At 70.0% G+C, this 17914-nt stretch carries 14 protein-coding genes; 9 read left to right on the plus strand and 5 right to left on the minus strand.

The window, feature by feature from the left end; genetic code table 11:
• The first annotated feature begins 29 nt into the window (after positions 1 to 29).
• The 3 genes from ABD197_RS04690 to ligD all read left to right on the plus strand — a co-directional run bounded on the left by ABD197_RS04690 (position 30) and on the right by ligD (position 4772).
• The gene (locus ABD197_RS04690; protein ID WP_344052089.1) at positions 30 to 2465 is read left to right on the plus strand and encodes an ATP-dependent helicase; all 2436 of its coding nucleotides are present in this window, start codon (positions 30 to 32) and stop codon (positions 2463 to 2465) included.
• A 31-nt stretch (positions 2466 to 2496) separates the two neighbouring features.
• Complete coding sequence (locus tag ABD197_RS04695; RefSeq protein WP_344052093.1) at positions 2497 to 3576, plus strand: SseB family protein; 1080 nt, start codon at positions 2497 to 2499, stop codon at positions 3574 to 3576.
• Positions 3577 to 3725: 149 nt separating this feature from the next.
• The gene (gene ligD / locus ABD197_RS04700) at positions 3726 to 4772 is read left to right on the plus strand and encodes a non-homologous end-joining DNA ligase (protein WP_344052096.1); all 1047 of its coding nucleotides are present in this window, start codon (positions 3726 to 3728) and stop codon (positions 4770 to 4772) included.
• Positions 4773 to 4897: 125 nt separating this feature from the next.
• Here the strand turns inward: ligD and ABD197_RS04705 are convergent, their stop codons facing one another.
• The 4 genes from ABD197_RS04705 to ABD197_RS04720 form a co-directional block, all read right to left on the minus strand.
• Positions 4898 to 5944: an ATP-dependent DNA ligase gene (locus ABD197_RS04705; protein ID WP_344052098.1), complete on the minus strand. Its 1047-nt coding sequence runs from the start codon at positions 5942 to 5944 to the stop codon at positions 4898 to 4900.
• A gap of 138 nt (positions 5945 to 6082) precedes the next feature.
• A complete protein-coding gene (locus tag ABD197_RS04710; RefSeq protein WP_344052100.1) occupies positions 6083 to 7237 on the minus strand; it encodes an AI-2E family transporter in 1155 nt (384 codons plus the stop codon).
• Between the two features lie 86 nt (positions 7238 to 7323).
• Positions 7324 to 8553, minus strand: coding sequence for an acyl-CoA dehydrogenase family protein (locus ABD197_RS04715; protein WP_344052102.1), 1230 nt, complete (start codon positions 8551 to 8553; stop codon positions 7324 to 7326).
• A gap of 64 nt (positions 8554 to 8617) precedes the next feature.
• Positions 8618 to 9292: a TetR/AcrR family transcriptional regulator gene (locus tag ABD197_RS04720; protein WP_344052104.1), complete on the minus strand. Its 675-nt coding sequence runs from the start codon at positions 9290 to 9292 to the stop codon at positions 8618 to 8620.
• Positions 9293 to 9467: 175 nt separating this feature from the next.
• Here ABD197_RS04720 and sucC point away from each other — a divergent pair, with 175 nt between their 5' ends.
• The 3 genes from sucC to ABD197_RS04735 all read left to right on the plus strand — a co-directional run bounded on the left by sucC (position 9468) and on the right by ABD197_RS04735 (position 12063).
• Positions 9468 to 10631 carry an ADP-forming succinate--CoA ligase subunit beta gene (sucC, locus tag ABD197_RS04725; RefSeq protein ID WP_344052106.1) on the plus strand — a complete coding sequence of 388 codons (1164 nt, stop codon included), beginning with the start codon at positions 9468 to 9470 and terminating at the stop codon, positions 10629 to 10631.
• Between the two features lie 12 nt (positions 10632 to 10643).
• Positions 10644 to 11546 carry a succinate--CoA ligase subunit alpha gene (sucD, locus tag ABD197_RS04730; RefSeq protein WP_344052109.1) on the plus strand — a complete coding sequence of 301 codons (903 nt, stop codon included), beginning with the start codon at positions 10644 to 10646 and terminating at the stop codon, positions 11544 to 11546.
• Between the two features lie 76 nt (positions 11547 to 11622).
• Positions 11623 to 12063 (plus strand): nitroreductase family deazaflavin-dependent oxidoreductase, encoded by a 441-nt coding sequence (locus ABD197_RS04735; protein ID WP_344052111.1) that lies wholly within the window; start codon positions 11623 to 11625, stop codon positions 12061 to 12063.
• A gap of 301 nt (positions 12064 to 12364) precedes the next feature.
• Here ABD197_RS04735 and ABD197_RS04740 read toward each other — a convergent pair whose 3' ends face one another.
• Positions 12365 to 13831: an NCS2 family permease gene (locus tag ABD197_RS04740; RefSeq protein WP_344052113.1), complete on the minus strand. Its 1467-nt coding sequence runs from the start codon at positions 13829 to 13831 to the stop codon at positions 12365 to 12367.
• A 124-nt stretch (positions 13832 to 13955) separates the two neighbouring features.
• Here ABD197_RS04740 and ABD197_RS04745 point away from each other — a divergent pair, with 124 nt between their 5' ends.
• The 3 genes from ABD197_RS04745 (at position 13956) to purH (ending at position 17867) form a co-directional block, all read left to right on the plus strand.
• Entirely contained in the window at positions 13956 to 15608 is a 1653-nt protein-coding gene (locus ABD197_RS04745) for a cell division protein PerM (RefSeq protein WP_344052115.1), read from the plus strand.
• 4 nt (positions 15609 to 15612) lie between these two features.
• Positions 15613 to 16200 (plus strand): phosphoribosylglycinamide formyltransferase, encoded by a 588-nt coding sequence (purN, locus tag ABD197_RS04750; protein WP_344052117.1) that lies wholly within the window; start codon positions 15613 to 15615, stop codon positions 16198 to 16200.
• Positions 16201 to 16262: 62 nt separating this feature from the next.
• Positions 16263 to 17867: a bifunctional phosphoribosylaminoimidazolecarboxamide formyltransferase/IMP cyclohydrolase gene (purH, locus tag ABD197_RS04755; protein WP_344052120.1), complete on the plus strand. Its 1605-nt coding sequence runs from the start codon at positions 16263 to 16265 to the stop codon at positions 17865 to 17867.
• Positions 17868 to 17914: the final 47 nt, after the last annotated feature.

A 17914-nucleotide genomic window follows, 5' to 3' on the forward strand; every position in this document is an offset into this window, starting at 1 on the left:
TCGGGTCCCGCGCCTAGACTTGTCGGGCTATGACCGATGCCTCCACGCCCCTGATCATCGTCGGCGGTGGGGCCTCACCCGCCGGAGGGTCGGTGCGCGCCGACGAAGACCTCCTCGACGGCCTGAACCCGCAGCAGCGCGAGGCCGTCGTCTACCGCGGTCCGGCGCTCCTGATCGTCGCGGGTGCCGGATCGGGCAAGACGAGCGTCCTCACCCGCCGTGTCGCCTCGCTCCTGCGCACGAAGGACGCCTGGCCGAGCCAGATCCTCGCGATCACCTTCACGAACAAGGCCGCGGGCGAGATGCGCGAGCGCGTCGGGCAGCTGATCGGCGACCGGGCGCAGGGCATGTGGATCTCGACCTTCCACTCCGCGTGCGTGCGGATCCTCCGTCGCGAGGCCCAGCAGTTCGGCTTCACCAAGTCGTTCACGATCTACGACTCCGGCGATTCGCGGGCGCTGCTGAAGCGGCTCGTGAAGGAGCACGAGGCCGACGCCTACGGCATCACCCCGGCCGGCGCCCAGAGTCGCATCTCCAAGCTCAAGAACGAACTCGCCGATGCCGAGTCCTACGCCCGGTCGGCGAACATGAACGATCCCGCCGAGCGCGTGTTCGTCGACGTGTTCAGCGACTACCAGCGCGAGCTGCAGCGGGCGAATGCGTTCGACTTCGACGACCTGATCGGACAGGTCGTCTACCTCTTCCGGGCCTTCCCGCACGTCGCAGACACCTATCGCCGGCGCTTCCGGCACATCCTCGTCGACGAGTACCAGGACACGAACCACGCCCAGTACGCGCTCATCCACGAGCTCACCCAGCCCGTGTCCGGCGGCGGCGCCGCACCGTTCGAGTCCGGCGGAATGATGATCTTCGAGCCCGAACCGGCGACGGATGCCGAGGGGCCGGCATCCCTCACGGTCGTGGGTGACTCCGACCAGTCCATCTACGCGTTCCGCGGCGCCGACATCCGCAACATCACGGAGTTCGAGCGCGACTATCCGGGCGCGAAGGTCGTGCTCCTCGAGCAGAACTACCGGTCGACGCAGAACATCCTGTCGGCCGCGAACGCCGTGATCGGCAACAACTTCGACCGCAAGGACAAGAAGCTGTGGACCGACGTCGGCGAGGGTGAGAAGATCATCGGCTTCACCGGCTACTCGCAGCACGACGAGGCGCAGTTCGTCGCGGACGAGATCGAGAAGCTGCACCGCGAGGGCGTCGACTACTCGCAGGTCGCGGTGTTCTACCGGACGAACTCGCAGAGCCGTGCGCTGGAGGAGATCTTCATCCGGGCGGCGCTGCCGTACAAGATCATGGGCGGCACGAAGTTCTACGAGCGCGCCGAGATCAAAGACGCCCTGGCCTACCTGATCGCCGTGTCGAACCCGGCGGACGAGATGGCGCTGCGGCGCATCATCAATCGCCCGCGCCGCGGGATCGGCGACGTGACGATCGAGGCGATCTCGCGGTACGCGGCGAACGAGCAGATCACGTTCCGCGACGCGCTCGCGAACTCCTCGGCGCTCGGAGTGGGGCCGAAGATCCAGGCGGCGATCGCCCACCTGGATGCGGTGCTCGCCGAAGCCACCGAGATCATGCTCCCGGCGACCGGCGAGCTTCCGCCACCGACCGCCGTCGCGGACGGTCTGCAGCTGCTGCTCGGCAAGAGCGGCTACACCGATGCCCTGCGCGCGAGCAAGGACGCGCAGGACGAGGCGCGCGTCGAGAACCTCGACGAACTCGTCGCCGTGGCGCGGGAATTCGCGCGGAACAACCCCGAGGGCACGGTCGTGGACTTCCTCGCCGAAGTCCAGCTCGTCTCGGATGCCGACGACCTCGAAGACGCCTCCGGGTCGGTGTCGCTCATGACGATGCACACCGCGAAGGGGCTGGAGTACGACGCCGTGTTCGTCACCGGTGTCGAGGAGGACCTCATCCCGCACCGGATCTCGGCGGGTGAGCCGGGCGGACCGCAGGAGGAGCGGCGGCTGTTCTACGTCGGCATCACGCGTGCCCGCAAGCGCCTGCACCTCTCGCTCGCGATGACCCGCGCCCAGTTCGGCGAGATCTCGGTCGCGATGCCGAGCCGGTTCCTGCAGGAGATCCCCGCCGAGCTGATCCAGTGGCGTCAGTCGCCCGGGGATGTGAATTCCCGCGGCGGAATGCAATCTCGCGCGCTCAACGCCCGCCGGCCCGGTGGTCCGTCCGCAGCCAAGCGCTACGGCGACGACCTGGTGCCGAAGTCGACGTCGATCGAACGCTTCGCGAACCGCATCCCCGCGAAGGTCCGCGACAACGGCGACATGCAGCTCGCGTCCGGGGACCGGATCAGGCACGACGACTTCGGCGAGGGCCGCGTGGATGCCGTCACCGGCGAAGGCGCGAAGCGCGTCGCGCACGTGCGCTTCGACTCGGCAGGACCCAAGAAGCTGCTCATCAAGATCGCCCCGATCGAGAAGCTCTAGGCCGCCGCGGCCGCCGGGTTAGGCTGGCCCGATGGCGCTTTTCTCCCGGCGGAAGAAGACCGACGACGCAGTCCCGCAGTCCGATGAGGTCTCGCCGTCCGGCGAGGTCCTGGAAGTCGGTGAGGTGCCGCAGGTCGGCGAGACCGCGGAGTCCGGCGAGGCTCGGACGTCGCCGACCGCAGAGACCGGCGCGGCATCCGTCAACATCTCCGTCTCGTCCTACCAGGGACTCGGTGCCCAAGCGGCGCCACCGGCACCGCCGGCTGAGCCGGTCGCCCAGCCGCCCGCTCCGGCACCGCCCCGACCCGCTGAGGCCCCGGCGCCGACCGAGACGATCCCGGGGCTGCGTGACAACGTCCTGCTCCGCGACGCTCTCGCGGCGCTTCCGGCGCAGCCCGAGTCGACCGACCTGCTCGAGGTCGCCCGCCAGATGATGCAGGGGCATCTGTTCCTGCGGGTCAAAGGCGATGCGCGCGCCCTCCTCGCGGAGGGCAAGGACCTTCCGCTCGGCGTCGCGAAGGTCGGCGACGCCCAGTACGTCCTCGCCTTCAGCAGCGGCGCGGCGCTCCGCAAGAGCCTCGAAGCCGACCGCGACACGGACACCTCGGCGATGGGGCAGCCCGTGCTCGCTGTGCTGCGGCACACGCTCGCCGGTCCCTACACCGGCCTCATCATCGACAACTCCTCGGCTCCGGCGCGCGCCGTGCTGCCGCGCGAGCTCATCGAGAAGCTCGTGGAGCAGGCCGATCCGTCCCTCGAGCTCAAGACCCTGCTGGCGGGGGAGCGCACCGCCGAGACCGGGTCGCGCGTGAGCGATGCGCTGACGCGCGTGAAGTTCTGGGTGGCGGTGAACACGTCCGCCGAGGGTCGGATGGGCGTGGCTGAAGCGCGCGGCACGGACGGATCCCGCCTGATCGAGCTGTACTCGCACCCGCTCGAGGTCGCCACGCTCCGCCGCGGGGACCAGGCCGCGCCCATGACGGCGGCTCAGCTCGGCGCCGCGCTCCGCGCCGACGAGGCGCTCGACGGCGCGATCGTGGACGCACACGGTCCCTGGATCCGCCTCAGTCGCGACGACCTCGCACCGGTCATCGCGCTGGCCGGTTCATAACTCCTCACTTTCGGGCGGCCACCGCACGGTGAGCCCCGAGTTCACGCGGGAGGGGTGACCCGCCCCCGGCGAATCTGAGGAGTTGTGCACACCCTCGGCCCGACACAAGGCCTGGTCGGAGGTCGCGGGCCCGGCTTAGGCTCCTCAGCATGGCGAGCGAGCGCATCACTCTGACCGTGCCCGGACCCGACGGCGACCGCATGGTCGGTCTGTCGAGTCCGAACCGCTTGTTGTGGCCCGCGGTCGGCATCACGAAGCGCGAGCTCGCCGAGTACGCCGTCGCGGTGGCCGATCCGTTCCTCGCCGCGAACGGAAACCGGCCGGTCTCGCTCGAGCGCTTCCCGGACTCGATCGACGGCGAGTCGTTCTTCTCGAAGAACCCGCCCAAGGGAACCCCGGACTACGTCGAGGCGGTCACCGTCCGATACAACAGCGGCCGCCGGCATCCGCAGCTCGTCCTGACCGAGCCCGCGGCGATCGTCTGGGCCATCCAGATGAACACGATCGTGTTCCACCCGTGGGCCTCGCTCGCCGGGGACACCGACAACCCCGTCGAGCTGCGCATCGACCTGGATCCGCAGCCGGGCACCGACTTCTCGGATGCCGTCCCCGCCGCGCACGCACTGCGCGAGGTGCTCGGCGAGGCGGGCCTGGAGGCATGGGTGAAGACGAGCGGCAACCGCGGACTGCATGTGTTCTGCCCGATCGAACCGACACACGAGTTCCTCGACGTGCGCCACGCAGTGATCGCCGCGGCGCGCGAGCTCGAGCGCCGGATGCCCGAGAAGGTCACGACGAGCTGGTGGAAGGAGGAGCGTGGCGAGCGCATCTTCGTCGACTTCAACCAGGCGAACCGCGACCGCACGATGGCGGGCGCGTACAGTCCACGCGCCCTCGCCGCGGCCACCGTGTCGACGCCGGTGACGTGGTCGGAGCTCGACGAGGTCGATCCCGCCGCCTTCACGGTGCGCAGCATCCCCGAGCGACTGGCCGCGGTCGGCGATCCGTGGGCCGGCTTCCTCGACCGGCCCGGGCGCATCGACACGCTCCTGGAGTGGTGGCAGCGAGACCTGGACGCGGGCCTGGGCGAGCTGCCGTTCCCGCCCGATTTCCCCAAGATGCCGGGGGAGCCGCCGCGCGTCCAGCCGAGCAAGAAGAATCCCGAGAACTGGACCGAGGACGGCGCCCCGCGCTGACCGTCGCGCGCGGCATCCGTTCTGCGTCCCGCGTCGCGGCACGCCTCGCAGCTCGCGGCACGTCGTGTGCGACGGGCCGCGAGCCCGCGCACGGGCCGCGAGCGCACCTCGCGCCGAGTGGGCGATCAGAGCAGGACGGCGCCGACGTCGTAGGCAGACACGGACTCGAGCTGTTCGAACGTGCAGGACGCCGGCTCGCGGTCCGGGCGCCAGCGCTCGAACTGCACGGTGTGGCGGAACCGCATGCCCTCGAGCTGGTCGTACCGGACTTCGAGCACGCGCTCCGGCCGCAGCTTCACGAACGACGAGTCGCGGTCGGCCGCGGAGAACCGTGACTTCTCTCCCGCGCCGGTGAGCGCCGCACCGTCCTCGCCCGTCTGCACGAGGGGCGCGAGCTCGTCGATGAGCTCGAGGCGACGCTTGTCCGTCCACGCCGAGACCGCGCCCACGTTGTGCAGGCGACCCTCGGCGTCGTACAGGCCGACCAGGAGCGACCCGACACCCGCGCCGGATTTGTGCACCCGGTATCCCAAGGCGACGACGTCCGCGGTCCGTGCGTGCTTGATCTTGAACATCGTGCGCTTGTTCGGCGCGTAGGGCTGGGCGAGCGGCTTGGCCACGACACCGTCCAGCCCGGCGCCCTCGAACTCGTGCAGCCAGCGGCGGGCGAGGTCGGCATCCGTCGTCGTCCGCGTGACGTGGATCGGATGCGGCACCCCGGCGAGCAGCTCGACGAGCTGTGCCCGGCGCTCGGCGAAGGGCGCGTTCTGGAGGTCGCGGTCGCCGCGCGCCAGCAGGTCGAACGCGATGAACATCGCGGGTGTGGTCTCGCTGAGCATGGTCACCCGCGACGCGGCGGGATGGATGCGCTGCGTGAGTGACTCCCAGTCCAGGCGCTGGGCGCCGGGCGCGCCTCGCGGGACCACCACCTCGCCGTCCAGCAGGCACGGCTCGGGCAGCAGCCGCGAGAACGCGTCGACGAGCTCGGGGAAGTACCGCGTCAGCGGCTTCGCGCCGCGGCTGCCGATCTCGACGCCCTCGCCGTCCCAGGACACCAGCCCGCGGAAGCCGTCCCACTTCGGCTCGTAGCTCAGCCCGCCCTCGACCCGGTCGGGGTCGGGAACCTCGGGAACGGACTTCGCGAGCATCGGCGCCGGAATCTCGTACGTCATGCCCTCATCCTCGCCGAGGCACCCGCCGCGGTCCATGGCCGGCGGTCTGCAGAACTCCACAGAAATCGGCGCAATGAGCGCCGACAAGCGCTGATCACGGCCGACAGCATCCGGATCCGTGGAGTTCTGCGAGCCGCGTCAGGACGCGACGGGCTTCTTCGGGCGTGCCCAGCGCGCGGGCACCCCGTCGCCGTCCCACACCGAGATCGCGCCCCACACCGCCGCAGTGATCGGCACCGCAAGTACTGCGCCGACGATGCCGCCGAGCACGGTGCCGACGGTCAGGGCGATGAGGATCACGAACGCGTGCAGCTTCATCGACCGGCCCATGAGCACCGGCTGCAGGAAGTTGCCCTCGAGCTGGTTCACGAGCACGACGACGCCGACCACGAGCAGGGCGCTCAGCGGACCATTCGCGACGAGCGCGACGAGCGCGGCGAGGGTGCCCGCGAGCGTGGCGCCGACGATCGGGATGAACGCGAGGAGGAAGACGAGCACCGCGAGCGGCACAGCCAGCGGCACCTGCAGGATGAGCAGACCGATCAGGATGCCGATCGCATCCACCGCCGCGACCGTGGCGGTCCCCCGGACGTACGACCCGAGGACCGTGACGGTCTTGGCGCCGATGCGCTGCGCGCGACGGTAGTTCTCGCCGCGGAAGGGACGGAGCAGGAACTCCCACAGCTGCGGCCCGTCCTTGAGGAAGAAGAACAGCACGACGACCATGAGCACGAATCCCGTGACGAAGTTCGCAAGAGCCCCGACGCCCGCGAGGGCTCCCGAGCCGAACTGCGAACTCGTGAGGAAGTCGGTCACCGTGCTGCCGAACTCGTCGAGCTGATCGGCGACCGCGTCGAAGAACGGCAGCGTCTGCACCCAGGCGACCAGATCGCTGAAGCCGTCCTGCGCCTGCGCGTACAGGTCGTCCCACTGGTTGCGCACCGCCCAGACGATCAGCCAGCCGATCCCGCCGAGGATCAGCACGATCGCGAGCAGCGTGAGGATCGTCGCCAGCAGCGACGGGATGCCGCGCCCCCGCATCCAGCCCATGACGGGTGCGAACGCACACGCCAGGATCAGAGCGATGACGAGCGGGATCGTGACGACCGTCAGCTGCTGGTTGGCGATGATGACACCCGCCGCGACGATCACGACCACGATGATCTGGATCGCACGGATGCCGAGCTTGCCGAACCCGTCGGCCCACAGGCTCCACGGAGCCTTGCTCGCCTTCAGCTCGACGTCCTGCGACTCCAGACGCACGGTCTGCGGATCATTGCGGAACAGTCCCATGTCGAAGAGGCTATCCGGACCCCGGTGACCGCCCCGCCGCTTGCGGGCGCGCCCGCGGACCGCTAACGGCCGCGGCCCGCCGACCGCTAGACGAAAGCGCTCATCCCGGTGATGTCCCGGCCGATCAGCAGCGCCTGGATGCTCTCGGTGCCCTCGTACGTGTGGATCGCCTCGATGTCGGCCATGTGCTGCATCACCCGGTTCTCCAGCAGGATGCCGTTGCCGCCGAGGAGGTCCCGCGCGACCGCCGCGATCCGGCGTGCGGCGCGCGTGTTGTGGTATTTCGCGAGCGAGGCCTGGGTGGGCCGGAGGACGCCGCCCGTCTCCAGGTCGGCGAGGTGCCGGCAGTACAGCTGCATCGCGGTCAGCTCGTCGAGCATCTGGGTCAGCCGCTCCTGCACCATCTGGAACTTCGCGAGCGGCTTGCCGAACTGCACGCGCTGCTGCGCGTACGCGAGTGCGGCTTCGTAGCAGGCGGTCGCGTGCCCGAGCGCCGACCAGGCGACTCCCGAGCGGGTCGCGTACAGCACGGTGGAGGCGTCCTTGAACGTGTGGGATCCCGGGAGGACGGCATCCGCCGGCAGTCGCACGTCGGTCAGCGTGATGTGGGCCTGGTGGATCGCGCGCAGGGACGCCTTGCCGAGGATCGGCTTCCCGTCGTAGCCGGGGGTCTCCTGAGGCACGAGGAACGCCCGGACGGCGCCGTGGTCGGCGTCGCCCTCGTGGTCGACCCGCGCCCAGACGACGGTCAGCCCGCCCGACGAGCCGTTGCCGATCCACTTCTTCGCGCCGTTCAGCACCCACTCGTCGCCCTCGCGTCGGGCCTCGGTCTCGAGCGAGACGGAATCCGAGCCGTGGTCGGGTTCGGTCAGCGCGAAAGCCGCGAGTACGTCGCCGCGGGCGATCGGGCCGAGCCAGCGGGACTTCTGCGCGGCGCTGCCGAACAGGGCGAGGGAGCGCAGGGCAAGACCCCCCTGGACGGCCACGATCGTTCCGAGCGACCCGTCGCCGCGCGAGATCTCCATGTTCACCAGGCCCGCGGCCAGCGGGGAGGAGTAGCCGAGGCCCTCGTGCTCGATGCCGTCCACGAACAGGTCGAGCTCGCCCATGCGGCGGGCGAGGCTCACGTCGTACTCGGCGCGATCCCACAGCGCGTCCATGCGGGGGAGCACTTCGTCGATGAAGCCTTTCGCCCGCTGCCACACCGCGCGGTCGGCATCCGGGATGTCGTCGAAGACGCCGTAGTAATCGGTGTCGAGGCGATCGGAGACGTCATAGCCGGCGACGCGCTCGCCGGGCACCGGGGTGTGGGTCATGACGACGATCGTACCGGCACTCAGTCCCGCGTGGGGTGGAACTGAATCCCACCGCGGAACCGATTCAGGCGTCCAGCTGGGAACGCACGCGTCTGGCCACCTCGGCGGCGGGCATCGACCGCGGGAAGACGGCGACGACGACGTCATCGGATGCCGCCGACGTGCCGTCCGGATGCACGCCGTACCGGCGCAGGGCGTCGTCGAGCGCGCGGCGGAGCGCGGTGAGCGGGACGCGTCGGGTGCCGCGGAGGAGCCGGCGCAGCACGTGGTTGTGGAGTGCGGTCACCAGCGCTGCGAACCCGACCGCGTCGAGCGGGTCGATGTCGGGGATCGACCGGCGCAGGTACTCGTCGAACTGACGCTCATAGCGGAACACCGTCACGATCTCGCGCTCGCGCAGTGCGGGCACCTGGCGGACGATCTGGTAGCGCAGCCGCGCGACTTCGGGATCGCGCGCGAAATGCTGGAACACCCGCTCGGATGCTTCGCACACGGCCACCCACGGGTTGGCGTGGCCGCGGGCCAAGTACTCTCGCACGTCGTCGAGAAGCGCTTCGTGGTCGGCGAAGACGACGTCCTCCTTGCCGCCGAACTGGCGGAAGAACGTGCTGCGGGAGACGCCCGCGGCCTGGGCGATCTGCTCCACGGAGGTCGCGTCGAAACCCTGGCGTGCGAACAGATCGAGCGCGGCGGCGACGACGGCGGTGCGCGCGGTGGAGGCGGACGGTGACTCACTCATGATCGACAGAAGCCTAGACCCGCGCGTGCATGCGGATCACGGCATCCGTGGGTCGTCTCTTCGGGCCCGGTCAGGAGCCGGGGAACGGCGGTAGTAGGCTGGACGACGGTCGAGATATCTCGACATCAAGACGCTTTCGCGTCGTTTCCCCGTCGCCACTGCGAAGGAAATCACTGTGGATCTGTACGAGTACCAGGCACGAGACCTTTTCGAGAAGTACGAGGTGCCGGTGCTCGCCGGCATCGTCGCGGACACGCCGGAGGAGGTGCGCGCGGCCGCGGAGAAGATCGGCGGAGTCGTCGTCGTCAAGGCGCAGGTCAAGACCGGAGGCCGCGGCAAGGCCGGCGGCGTCAAGGTCGCGAAGACCCCCGATGAGGCGTACGAGGCCGCGAAGGCGATCCTCGGCCTGGACATCAAGGGCCACGTCGTCAAGCGCGTCATGGTCGCCCAGGGCGCGCGCATCGACAAGGAGTACTACTTCTCGGTGCTGTTGGACCGAGCCAACCGCTCGTACCTGTCGCTCGCGAGCGTCGAGGGCGGCATGGAGATCGAGGAGCTCGCGGTCGAGCGCCCCGAGGCCCTCGCCCGCATCACGGTCGACCCGCTCACCGGCATCGACAAGCAGAAGGCCGTTGAGATCGCCGAGGCCGCCGGGTTCGCGCCCGAGCTGGTCGACAAGGTCAGCGACGTGTTCGTCAAGCTGTACGCGGTGTACACCGGCGAGGACGCCACGCTCGTCGAGGTCAACCCGCTCGTGCTGACCGACGAGGGCGATGTGATCGCCCTGGACGGCAAGGTGTCGCTCGACGAGAACGCCGACTTCCGTCACCCCGGGCACGCCCTGCTCGAGGACAAGGATGCCGCCGACCCGCTCGAGGCGAAGGCCAAGGCGAACGACCTCAACTACGTCAAGCTCGACGGCGAGGTCGGAGTCATCGGCAACGGCGCGGGCCTGGTCATGTCCACGCTCGACGTCGTCGCGTACGCCGGTGAGAACCACGGCGGCGTGAAGCCCGCGAACTTCCTCGACATCGGCGGCGGCGCCTCGGCCGAGGTCATGGCCGCCGGGCTCGACGTCATCCTGGGCGACCCGCAGGTCAAGAGCGTGTTCGTGAACGTCTTCGGCGGCATCACCGCGTGCGACGCGGTCGCGAAGGGCATCGTCGGTGCGCTGGCCGAGCTCGGCTCGAGCGCCTCGAAGCCGCTCGTCGTGCGCCTGGACGGCAACAAGGTGGAGGAGGGCCGCGCGATCCTGCGCGACGCGAACCACCCGCTGGTCACGCTCGCCGACACCATGGACGAAGGCGCCGACAAGGCCGCCGAGCTCGCGAACGCGTAAGGGACAAGAACCATGTCGATTTTTCTTGACAAGAACTCCAAGGTCATCGTCCAGGGCATCACCGGTGGCGAGGGCACGAAGCACACCGCGCTCATGCTGAAGGCCGGCACCCAGGTCGTCGGCGGCGTGAACGCGCGCAAGGCCGGCACGACCGTGCTGCATCACGACCCCGAGGGCAACCCGGTCGAGCTGCCCGTGTTCGCGTCGGTCGCCGAGGCGATCGAGAAGACCGGCGCCGACGTGTCGATCGCGTTCGTCCCGCCCGCATTCACAAAGGACGCGATGGTCGAGGCCATCGACGCCGAGATCCCGCTCCTGGTCGTCATCACCGAGGGTGTCCCGGTCGGCGACACCGCCGAGGCCTGGGCGTACGCGCAGTCCAAGGGCAACACGACCCGCATCATCGGTCCGAACTGCCCCGGCATCATCACTCCCGGTGAGTCGCTCGTCGGCATCACTCCGGCCAACATCGCCGGCAAGGGACCGATCGGTCTGGTCTCGAAGTCCGGAACCCTGACGTACCAGATGATGTTCGAGCTGCGCGAGATCGGCTTCTCGACCGCGATCGGCATCGGCGGCGACCCCGTGATCGGCACGACGCACATCGACGCGCTCGCCGCGTTCGAGGCCGACCCCGAGACGAAGGCGATCGTCATGATCGGCGAGATCGGCGGCGACGCCGAGGAGCGCGCGGCCGATTTCATCAAGGCGAACGTCACGAAGCCGGTCGTCGGCTACGTCGCGGGCTTCACCGCGCCCGAGGGCAAGACGATGGGCCACGCCGGCGCGATCGTCTCCGGCTCGGCGGGCACGGCGCAGGCCAAGAAGGAGGCCCTCGAGGCCGCCGGCGTCAAGGTGGGCAAGACGCCCTCCGAGACCGCCGATCTGATGCGCGAGATCATCGCCGGGCTCTGACACTCGGCTTTGCAAGGGGCGGATGCCGCGGCATCCGCCCCTTCGTCGTCTGCGCGGTCGCCCGTAGGCTGGGGGCATGCCGCTGACCGGAGAGTACAAGCCGTCCACCGCCGAATGGGCCCGCACGCAGGCCGAGCGCTACGAGGCCTCGGGAGGCACCGAGGCCAACGACATGCGCGGGGTGCCGATCATCGTGCTCACCACGGTCGGGTCGCAGAGCGGCGCGCTGCGCAAGACCGCGCTCATGCGCGTCGAGCACGACGGGCGCTACGCGGTCGTCGCGAGCAAGGGCGGTGCACCGGACGAGCCGCGCTGGGGCGAGAACATGCGCAAGCACCCGCACGTGGAGCTGCAGGACGGAGCGGTCAAGCGCGACTACCTCGCGCGGGAGCTGTCCGGTGACGAGCGCGCCGAGTGGTGGGCTCGCGCCGCCGCGGTGTGGCCGGATTACGACGAGTACCAGAAGAAGACCGACCGACAGATCGCGATCTTCGTCCTGGAGCCGTTCACCCCCTGACCCACCTTCCGCGGGTTCCCGCGTTTCCCCCTCTCCCCGAGATGGTGGGTTATCCACCGAGATGGTGGTTTGTCCGCCGAGATGGTGGTTTGTCCGCCGAGATGGTGGTTTGTCCGCCGAGATGGTGGTTTGTCCGCCGAGATGGTGGGTTATCCGCCGAGATGGTGAGTTATCCGCCGAGATGGTGGGTTATCCGCCGAGATGGTGGGCACCACCTCGGTGGAAGAAGGACCATCTCGGTCGAAAGGGCACCACCTCGGCGGAAGGGGCACCATCTCGGCGGCAGAGGGCGCAGGGCGGGTCAGCCCAGCGCGGCCTCGATCGGACCTCGGGCGAAGAACACCACGAAGCCGGCCGCCACGATCCACAGCAGCGGGCTGATCTCCCGCGCCTTGCCCGACAAGGACCGGATCACGACCCACGAAACGAAGCCCGCGCCGATGCCGTTCGCGATCGAGTAGGTCAGCGGCATCACCGTGACCGTCAGGAACACCGGGATGAGCGCCGACAGGTCGGTCAGGTCGATGTGACGGATCTGCGCCATCATGAGCGCACCGACGATCACCAGAGCGGCCGCGGCGATCTCACTCGGCACGATCGTCGTCAGCGGAGTGAAGAACATCGCCAGCAGGAAGAGCGCTCCGGTCACCACGTTGGCCAGACCCGTCCGCGCACCCTCGCCGATGCCCGAGCCGGACTCGATGAACACCGTGTTGGACGACGACGAGGTCACGCCACCGGCGACCGCGCCGACGCCCTCGACGATCAGCGCGGAGCGCAGCCGCGGGAAGTCGCCCTTCGCGTCGGCCAGGCCCGCCTCGCGGGAGAGCCCGGTCATCGTGCCCATCGCGTCGAAGAAGTTCGTGAACACGAGCGTGAACACGAGCATCGTGGCCGCCAGCACGCCGATCCGCTCGAAGCTGCCGAAGCTCACCTGCCCGATCAGGCTCAGGTCGGGAAGGCTCACGATCTGGCTCGGCAGCTCGGGCACGGTCAGGCCCCAGCCTCCGGGGTTCTCGGTGCCGTCCGCGCCGAAGCGGGGTCCGATGTTCCAGATCGCCTCGACGACCACGCTCGCGACCGTGCCGGTCACGAGGCCGATCAGCAGTCCCGCCTTGACCTTCCGCGCCATGAGCACGCCGGTCAGCAGCAGCGTCAGGACGAACAGCAGCGCCGGAACGGTCGCGATGGACCCCTCGACACCGAGGCCCACCGGGGGAGAGGACGCGCCGGTCGCCGTCACGAACCCGCTGTCCACGAAGCCGATGAACGCGATGAAGAGCCCGATGCCGACCGTGATCGCGGTCTTGAGCGCCAGCGGCACCGCGTCGAAGATCATGCGTCGCAGACCCGTCGCGGCCAGCAGCACGATGATGAGGCCGTTGATGACGACGAGACCCATCGCCTCCGGCCACGTGACCTGGCCCACGACCGAGACGGCCAGGAACGAGTTGATCCCGAGGCCCGCCGCGAACGCAAACGGCAGACGCGTCACGAGCCCGAACAGGATCGTCATCACACCGGCGGTCAGTGCGGTCACCGCGGCGACCTGACCGAAGCCGAGCGAATTGCCGTCGACATCGACCCCGCCCGACAGGATGATCGGGTTCAGGATCACGATGTACGCCATCGTGACGAACGTGACGATTCCGCCGCGCACCTCGGAGCCGGGCGTCGAACCGCGCTTCGTGATCTCGAAGAAGCGGTCGAGGGGACCTCGTCCTTCCGGTGCGCTCGCGGCCGTGTCGCTCGCCTGTGCAGTGCTCATGGGCAGAACCTCCGCACCCGAGGCTAATGCCCGCCCGGGTCCCTGCCCGCCACTTCGTCGACGGATGCCGCGCAGGGCGCGCCGGGCAGGGTCGCGGCATCCGCCTGGGTAGGGTCGATGAGGCATGCATCGCCTGATCGTCCTCATCCTCTCCGCCGTCGACGCCGCAATCGCGGTGGCCGTCGGCGTCGCGGCGACCCTCGCCCCGCTCACTCTGCTCTGGGTCTTCGGATTCGGCGGAGCGGCCGACTGGGGGACGCTGTGGCCGACGGGCGCGACGATCTGGCAGTTCGGGAACCTGGTGCCGCTGCAGGTCACCTTGCCGGGCGACTACCTGGCCGTCGTCGGCATCGATCCGTCCGTCGCATCTTTCGTCCTGTCCCTCGCCCCCCTCGCGTTCGCCGCGTTCACCGCGATCTTCGCGGCGCGCTCAGGGCGGCGGGCTTCGCAGGCGGATGCCTGGATCACGGGCGTCCTCACCGGAATCGCGGTCTTCGCCGGGCTGTCGGCGCTCATCGCGGTCACGGCGGCCAATCCGCTTGCGGCGGTCGAGCGCTGGCAGGCGATCCTGCTGCCGACCCTTGTCTTCGCGGTTCCGCTCGCACTCGGTGCCGTCGTCACCGAGTGGCGGGAGGCCGGATCCGGGGTGATCGCACGTCTCCGGGACCGGATCGAGGCGGCGCCGCACGGGTGGGGCGAGGTGCCGGGACTCGTTGCGCGTGGCACCGCGGTCGTCGTCGTCGGCCTCATCGGCCTCGGCGCGCTTCTGTTCGCGGTCGCCCTCATCCTGCGGGGCGGGGAAGTGATCGCCCTGTTCGAGGCCGCCCACGTCGACGGGCTCGGCGCGACCGTCGTCACGCTCGCGCAGTTCGCGTACCTCCCGACCCTCGCGATCTGGGGCCTGTCGTTCATCGCCGGGCCCGGCTTCGCCGTGGGCACCGGCACCGCGGTCTCGCCCGCCGGGACGCAGCTGGGGGTCGTGCCCGGCATCCCGATCCTCGGCGCCCTGCCCGAGTCGACGACACCGTGGCTGCTCCTGCTCGCCTTGCTGCCGATCGCCGTCGGCGGCTTCGCGGGATGGATCTGCCGGTCGCGACTCGTCGCCGTACCGGTCATCCCGCAGGTCGCTCCCGAATCGAGTGGGAACGCGACGCTCGATGCACTGCTGGCCCGGACACGCGACGAGCCGGTCGAGCCGTCGACCCCGGCGATCCCGGACGACGACCCGATCGGGGCGAGACTCGTGACGGCGGCGGGCATCGCGGTTCTCGCCGGCGCGGCATCCGCGCTCCTGGCGGTGCTCGCCTCGGGAGCGATCGGTCCCGGCCGCCTCGCCGAGGTCGGTCCGGCGCCCGGGCCGCTGGCGCTCGCGGTCGGACTCGAGGTGCTGATCGGCGCCGCCATCCTGCTGCTGTCGCCGCGCCGCCGCCCGAAACCGGCTGCGCCGGCGGTGCTGGTCGCGGAGGAGGAGGCTCCCGAGCGGCTCGCGCCGACCCCGCTCGAACCGTGGGCTCCCGAGCGGCTCGCGCCGACCCCGCTGTGGTCGCTGCATACCGATCCGGTGCCAGTCGTCGCGGATCCGCAACGCGAGACGAAGGCGCCCGAAGAGCCGGAGCCCGAAGAGCCCGCGCCCGGAGAACCCGACCAGCCCGCCCGCGAAGCCCCTGCCCCGCGCGCGCAAGCCGACATGCCCTCCGCCGATCTCGGCCCCCGCCAGCCGCAGCCGCTGCCGCCGATCACGCGGCCCGAAGAGCCCGCCGCACCGCCGGTAGACTGACCCGGTGCTCACGGTCGCGGTCCTCATCTCGGGCGCGGGGTCGAACCTGCGGGCTCTGCTGGAGGCCGCCGCCGAACCCGACTTCCCCGCCCGCGTGATCGTCGTCGGCGCCGACCGCGAGGCGGACGGGTTCCAGCACGCCGAGGACTTCAACATCCCGACGATCCTCGTCCCGTGGCGCGAGTTCGACTCGAGGCAGGAGTGGGCCGACGAGCTGGATTCCCAGCTGCGGGTGTGGAGCCCGGATCTCGTGGTCCTGAGCGGCCTGATGCGCCTGCTGCCGGCATCCCTCGTCGCCGCGTGGTCGCCCCGCATCATCAACACGCACCCCGCCTATCTGCCCGAGTTCCCCGGTGCGCACGGCGTGCGGGATGCGCTCGCGGCCGGCGTCACCCAGACCGGCGCGAGCGTGATCATCGTCGACGACGGCGTGGACAGCGGGCCGATCCTCGCGCAGGAACGCGTGCCCGTCCTCCCCGGCGACGACGAGCACGCGCTGCACGAGCGCATCAAGCCGGTCGAGCGCCGACTGCTGATCGACGTCGTGCGACGTATCGCCTCCGGCGACCTCGACCTGACCGCGGTGCGCTGAGCACCGGCCCGACCCGAACGCGGTGCGCAGCGCCGTCCCGACCCCGACCCGGAGGAGCCCGCATGGCCGGCCCGAGCAACGACCCGTCCCTGTACCGCCACCGCGACCTCGTCCCGATCCGCCGCGCACTCGTCTCGGTCAGCGACAAGACCGACCTCCTGACGCTCGCGAAGGCGCTCGCCGACGCCGGCGTCGAGATCGTCTCGACCGGCTCGACCGCCCAGACGATCCGGGATGCCGGGCACGAGGTCACCGACGTCGCCGCGGTCACGGGCTTCCCCGAGTCCCTCGGCGGACGTGTGAAGACCCTGCACCCCAGCGTGCACGCGGGGCTCCTCGCCGACCTCCGGCTCGAGGATCACGAGAGCCAGCTCGCCGAGCTCGGCATCCTGCCGTTCGAGCTCGTCGTGGTGAACCTGTATCCGTTCGTGGAGACCGTCGCTTCGGGCGCCGAGGGCGACGACGTCGTCGAGCAGATCGACATCGGGGGGCCCGCGATGGTGCGCGCGTCCGCGAAGAACTTCGCGAACGTCGCGATCGCGGTCTCGCCGGACTCCTACCGCCCGATCATCGACGCGCTCGGATCCGGCGGCACGACGCTCGCGCAGCGCCGCGAACTCGCTGCCCGGGCGTTCGCGCACACGGCCCAGTACGACCGCGCGGTCGCGTCCTGGTTCGCCGAGCAGACCCTCGACGAGCCCGACCTGCCGCAGCACCTGACGATCAAGGCGGAGCGCCTGGCGACCCTGCGATACGGCGAGAACTCGCATCAGCGTGCCGCGATCTACTCGCGCGTCGGCGGTCACGGCATCGCACAGGCGACCCAGCTGCAGGGCAAGGAGATGTCGTACAACAACTACGTCGACGCGGATGCCGCGCTCCGCGCCGCGTTCGACATGGTCAAGCCCGCCGTGGCGATCATCAAGCACGCCAATCCCTGCGGCATCGCCGTCGCCGCACCTCAGGCTCTGGATCCGATCGCGTCCGCCCACCTGCGCGCGCACGAGTGCGACCCCGTGTCGGCGTTCGGTGGAGTGATCGCGGCGAACCGCACGATCACTCTCAAGATGGCCGAGAACCTGCGCGACATCTTCACCGAGGTCATCGTGGCGCCGGACTACGAGCCGGCGGCGCTGGAGGTCTTCGGGCTGAAGAAGAACCTGCGCGTCCTGCAGCTGCCCGCCGACTGGCAGCAGGAGCCGATGGACGTCCGCCTCGTCTCGGGCGGACTGCTCCTGCAGGATGCCGACCGGTTCCCCGCGGACATCGAGTCCGTCGCGAAGGACTGGCAGCTGGTGTCAGGGGAGCGCCCGGACGACGAGGAGATGCAGAACCTCATTTTCGCCTGGAAGGCGTGCCGGGCCGTCAAGTCGAACGCGATCGTGCTGGCGAAGAACTCCGCCACGGTGGGAATCGGCATGGGGCAGGTCAACCGCGTCGACTCCTGCCGGCTCGCGGTGGAGCGGGCGGGGGAGCGTGCGGCCGGCTCGGTGGCGGCATCCGATGCGTTCTTCCCCTTCGCGGACGGCCCGCAGGTGCTGCTGGACGCCGGGATCCGCACGATCGTGCAGCCCGGTGGCTCGGTGCGCGACGAAGAGGTCATCGACGCGGTCCGCAAGGCCGGCGCGACGATGTTCTTCACCGGCGAGCGGCACTTCTTCCACTGACCCGCGCGGTTCCCTCTGATGCTGAGACGACAACTGCACGGCGAGAC

The sequence above is a fragment of the Microbacterium lacus genome (genome assembly GCF_039531105.1).
GTDB classification, from domain to species: Bacteria; Actinomycetota; Actinomycetes; order Actinomycetales; family Microbacteriaceae; genus Microbacterium; species Microbacterium lacus.